Here is a 4,427-nt window from a genome sequence, read left to right as displayed (position 1 = left end):
CAACTCAGTAATACGCTTGAAATCAGCAACATTATTAGTGACAATCGTGGATATACCATGCGCGATACCAATACTGGCTATTTCTACATCGTGAATCCATAAACCACGAGGGTTGTATTTACGAACTAGTTCTTGAAATACATTCATTGACATGGGCGTAGGATAGAGAATGACGATGTCACTCAGAAGTCCATTTAGGATTTCGAGGCATTCACTTGAGGATAGATTTATTTCTGTATCCCTGGTCAATACAACCAAAAATTCAGAAATATTTTTGGAAGTGGTGAAAAGTTTCAATGAGGAATCTGACAAAAACGTCAATGCCCGTTCGTTAAATTGAGAGTCAGCATCAATAGCATAAATCAGTATATTTGTGTCAACTAATATTGAGCTGTTCATAGCTATTCATATGCTAATTTTCTTATTTTTAGATTATCATATTTACCTTTTAAATGTATTTTTTTGATACATAGCCGTCTTCTTTTTCTGCATTTTATTGCTTTAAGATATTGTTCAAGCTGAGGTAAATATTCCTCTGGTATCAAATCGATCTCTTTCTTAATTTTTTCTTTTAAATTCATTTTTATGCTCCTTTACACGCTTTTATCAACGGGTTTGTATTTAAGCAACTACCCCTTAAACCCCGCAGTTAGCAATATAACTCAAAAATTAACATCCGGAATCCGAAAAATCATTTGACACAAAAAATACATGAGGATTCCCGTTGCCAAAATCTTTTATCTCTGAATTCAACGATTATTGCCAAAACCTTAATTTAGCCCAAAATTCGATCAAAGAAGCAGTTCGTTACATTAACCAGCTGAACTAAGCCGCAAAGCGACAAACTTTAAGTTTCGTAAAAATCTTTTTCTCAATACAGTAATCCACATAGTGGGAAAAATTTTCACTGGCTGGTTACAGTCCCAGAACCCTTAAGGCCTCTTCCTACTATGTAAAAAAATTCCTGGAAGACTTTAACAAAGCCCCATAACAACAGATCAAACAGTATTTTTTGTATTTGAAATATAAGAAAAAACAATCCGGTTCCGCAAGCGCTCAGTCCATTAATGAAAACTGATCCATTTTGGTGAGTTGTCAAAGTCCAATTTCCGGAGCACAATCCTTCCCGACAGGCCGCCGGTTTGAGCAAATGGAAATCCCGATCCTCGGGGACAGGCAATGAATGTTTTAAATTAATAATTACTTGCCCTCACCCCCTCGATCCCCCTCTTCCAGAATAAAATCTGGGAGAGGGGGAATGCTTGTGTTGGAAAGTTTTCCATCTGTGTTGTAAATTTCTTTTCATGGCCTTATTCACTATCAATGAGAATTAGGTTTTTCTTTCCGGCGCCTATTTCTCCTTCGCCCGGACAGGCAAAGCATTCACAAAGTGCGCAAAGATTGCAAATAGAAAATTGCAAAATATCTTAACATATCAGAGTAAAACTCAGCAAACCGGCACACTTTGCTCCCCCTTCCCATTATTAAAAGAAGGGAAGGGGTCCGGGGGGTTAAGATCTTTAACACAAAAATTTTCGCATCCCGCTTAGCGGGATTGAAGTTTTGAAGGAAGTATTCAAAAATGCCGGATTGCATACCTTCTTAAATCACTTTTGTAAAAAAATTGACAATTTCTCTAAAATAAATGCGATGGTAGTCGCTTTGCGTGTAATGTTCTTCAACGGCCGGATCCAGGAAATATTGTGGGGAAAAATCGTCCCAGTACATTTTGCGAGCCTCAACAATCCATTGGGCCTGCTGAAAAGCCACGCCGTGTCCGCCAGGTGAGACGATTGGGTTTAATCCCGAGGCCGCTATCTTATCCCCATCCCGGCCGGAACGACTTCCTAACAATTGTAAGGCAGTGCGAAAATTTTCCGAAAAAGAACAAAGGGTAAAATATTCAAAACGGTTCATAAATTGGTAAGTGTATCGGGGCGGGCGCACCGCCACCTGAACAAACGGTTTGTTCCACATAATCCCCATACTGCCCCAGGAAATGGTCATGGTGTTGAAATCCCCGGTGTCAAATTGGCCGGCTGTCAATAGCAGCCACTGATCATCAAACAAAGAAAACACATTAAACTTCAAGGCTTTGGGAGCTACCTTTTTAAATGATGCCATGAACACCTCACCTCAGTACCTTTTGTTGATAGTGTATTCCCCGTTTCTCAAACTCATTGAAAACAAAACGCACCAGTTCATGGTTGTGTCCTAATTTTTCTAGGGGCAAAACGCCCTTTTCAGTAACAAGGCCGTTCAGCATTGCTCGCGCCATAATGGTAGCCGTAAAACCGGTAGTACGGGCCATGGAATGGATACCAGACTTCGCGTCGTAAAAATCGAGCAGGTTAAACTGCAATCCGCTGTCCGAGCCGCGCACTTCCACGCGCATTACGGTCAAGTCTTCTTCGCCGGACTTCAGCTTCCACTGTTTAAAGAGCGTCTGACAGGTCAGGTCAATGGGACGAATCTTTTGCCCATTGATTTCAAGCGGCGCTTCGTCCAGCAGACCGGTCTGTTTCAGGAATAAAATTTTTTCACGATGCCCGGGATATCGTAACGTTTTTTCCACCATATCCGGCGCGTCAATCGTTTTGAGCAGGGTGCGCAAACCATCGCTGTTAAAGGCTTCCAGGGTGCCTATCTGAGGGAAATCAATAAACTCCGGATCGGTGAGAGGCTCTTTAACCACTACTTTTCCATCTACTTTAAAGCGTGCGGGACGCATGTACTCTTCGATGACATCGATCGGTGAAAACACAGCCTTGTACTCCCATGGTAATTGTCGGACTTTCGGCAAGCCGCCCACATAAATTTTTACCTCTTTTAAATGGCCTAATAAAGATTGGGCGTAGCCTACAAGTAAATTACTCATACCCGGCGCAACGCCGCAATCCACCAGAGCCGTTACCTGTTTTTTGAGAGCCAGTTCCTGGAGATCGAGCGCATCTTCTGGAAAAAATGCAATATCGACTACGTTTTTCCCCAATTCAAGCAAATGCTTCAGGATTTGAAAGCCTAAAAATCCTGGCAAGGCATTTATGACAACAGCAGTCTCACGAGTAATCTGTTTCAAAGTCAGCGGATCTGAAGCATCAGCAACCTGCACTTCAATGGCATCGATCCTGTCTAATTCTTTTAATCTTTGAGCATCCCGATCCACTACCAGTACTTTTTTATCGCCGTCCTGAGCCAGATCGCGCGCCATCGGATTGCCAATCAGACCGGCTCCCAAAATCAAAATTTGCATCAAACTCCCTTTCCTCTTTAGATGTGTATTTCAGTTAAATTTATCAAATTCTCTTTTTAAGTGCAAAACACCCCTTTTTCCTTTTTCATTTTTCATTTTTCCTTGAAAGCAAACCCACCCCCAACCCCTCCCAGGAGGGGAGATTTGGATTTGCCCCTCCCAGAAGGGGAAGCTTGAGTCTCCCCTCCCCCGGAGGGAACTAAGAGGTGGGTAGAAACCTCTCAAGCCGATTTATGCCTTTCAGCCCTTTAATCTTTTTCCCCTTTTTCCTTCAAAAAAAATTTTCTCATATCCGTTAAAAAAATCTCTTCAGAAGTTGAAAAACAAAAACATCTTGTTTAAATTAGGTAGTTTTTCCACGACCGCACTACATGTCCGGAGGGAATAATCATGTATTCAAAATTATTACCTTTGGTGGTATTCATGATTTTGGGATCGTTTTGTCCTCACACCGTTTTTGCTGCTCAAAAAATCAAAATTGTAAAAATTCTGGACACCAATCTCTTTTTGCTCCAGGATGGTCGCAAGGTCAGTCTGGCCAATTTGCAAATGCCCTCAAAGGCGGACAGCAACCAGGCGCAACAGGCTATTGCGCAAAAGATTCTGGCCTATGAACACCAGCATTTTTTAAAATACGATTTGATAATAGAGCCCTCTCCGTCCGCCGACTCCACCATGCAAATTATCCCTGTCCATCTGTTTCAAAAGCTTCCGTTGAGTAGAGTCAATTTTAACAAAGAATTGCTTAAATTAGGCTATGCTTTTTATGTCCCTGTGGATTCGTTGTACCGGGAAGAATATGAACGGGTAGTCCGCAAGGCCAAACAATTAAAACGCCCCCTCTGGGCTCCTGAACGGTATTTACAACGGCAGAAAGTGGCCGTCTTCCTGGGAGCCAGTGGCGTGATCGGTCAATTCAATTCGCTTGAGTTCCCGCAAAAAAATGAATTTCACTTATCGGGCATCGATGTCATGATCGGTAATCCATACACGGGGTCTTTTTCCGGAGAACTTAAACTGGGGAAAATTCGCATTAGAGAAAAGGGGTTTGGCGCCTGTGAAGAGGGCCCGGCCGCCCATTACGCAGTAGATGCCCTTTACGACTTTATCATTCTAAATTCGCAATTAAATTTCACTTACTTTGGCTTTGGCGTGGGCTTTTACTATTTGGCCC

Annotated in this window: 5 protein-coding genes; 1 reads left to right on the top strand and 4 read right to left on the bottom strand. The window is 42.3% G+C overall.

Annotation, left to right across the window (positions count from 1 at the left end):
- From ACWB0I_RS02320 to ACWB0I_RS02305, 4 genes are all read right to left on the bottom strand, one after another.
- Positions 1 to 399: type II toxin-antitoxin system VapC family toxin (locus ACWB0I_RS02320; RefSeq protein ID WP_479386421.1), on the bottom strand; the 399-nt coding region annotated here is incomplete at its 3' end.
- A 2-nt stretch (positions 400 to 401) separates the two neighbouring features.
- Complete coding sequence (locus ACWB0I_RS02315; protein WP_479386420.1) at positions 402 to 581, bottom strand: hypothetical protein; 180 nt, start codon at positions 579 to 581, stop codon at positions 402 to 404.
- Positions 582 to 1,602: 1,021 nt separating this feature from the next.
- Positions 1,603 to 2,124 carry a flavin reductase gene (locus ACWB0I_RS02310; RefSeq protein ID WP_479386419.1) on the bottom strand — a complete coding sequence of 174 codons (522 nt, stop codon included), beginning with the start codon at positions 2,122 to 2,124 and terminating at the stop codon, positions 1,603 to 1,605.
- A 7-nt stretch (positions 2,125 to 2,131) separates the two neighbouring features.
- Positions 2,132 to 3,253, bottom strand: coding sequence for a saccharopine dehydrogenase family protein (locus tag ACWB0I_RS02305; RefSeq protein ID WP_479386418.1), 1,122 nt, complete (start codon positions 3,251 to 3,253; stop codon positions 2,132 to 2,134).
- A 390-nt stretch (positions 3,254 to 3,643) separates the two neighbouring features.
- On the opposite strand from ACWB0I_RS02305, the gene ACWB0I_RS02300 reads away from it, so the two are divergent.
- The coding region (locus ACWB0I_RS02300; RefSeq protein WP_479386417.1) for a thermonuclease family protein at positions 3,644 to 4,427 on the top strand (784 nt) is incomplete at its 3' end.

The sequence above is a fragment of the Caldithrix sp. genome (assembly GCF_056497305.1).
This window is presented reverse-complemented; position numbering and strand designations above follow the sequence as displayed.

Bases quoted from the DNA above. Each gene is read 5' to 3' on its own strand.
- ACWB0I_RS02315 (WP_479386420.1), bottom strand. From the start codon at position 581: ATGAATTTAAAAGAAAAAATTAAGAAAGAGATCGATTTGATACCAGAG.
- ACWB0I_RS02310 (WP_479386419.1), bottom strand. From the start codon at position 2,124: ATGGCATCATTTAAAAAGGTAGCTCCCAAAGCCTTGAAGTTTAATGTG.
- ACWB0I_RS02305 (WP_479386418.1), bottom strand. From the start codon at position 3,253: ATGCAAATTTTGATTTTGGGAGCCGGTCTGATTGGCAATCCGATGGCG.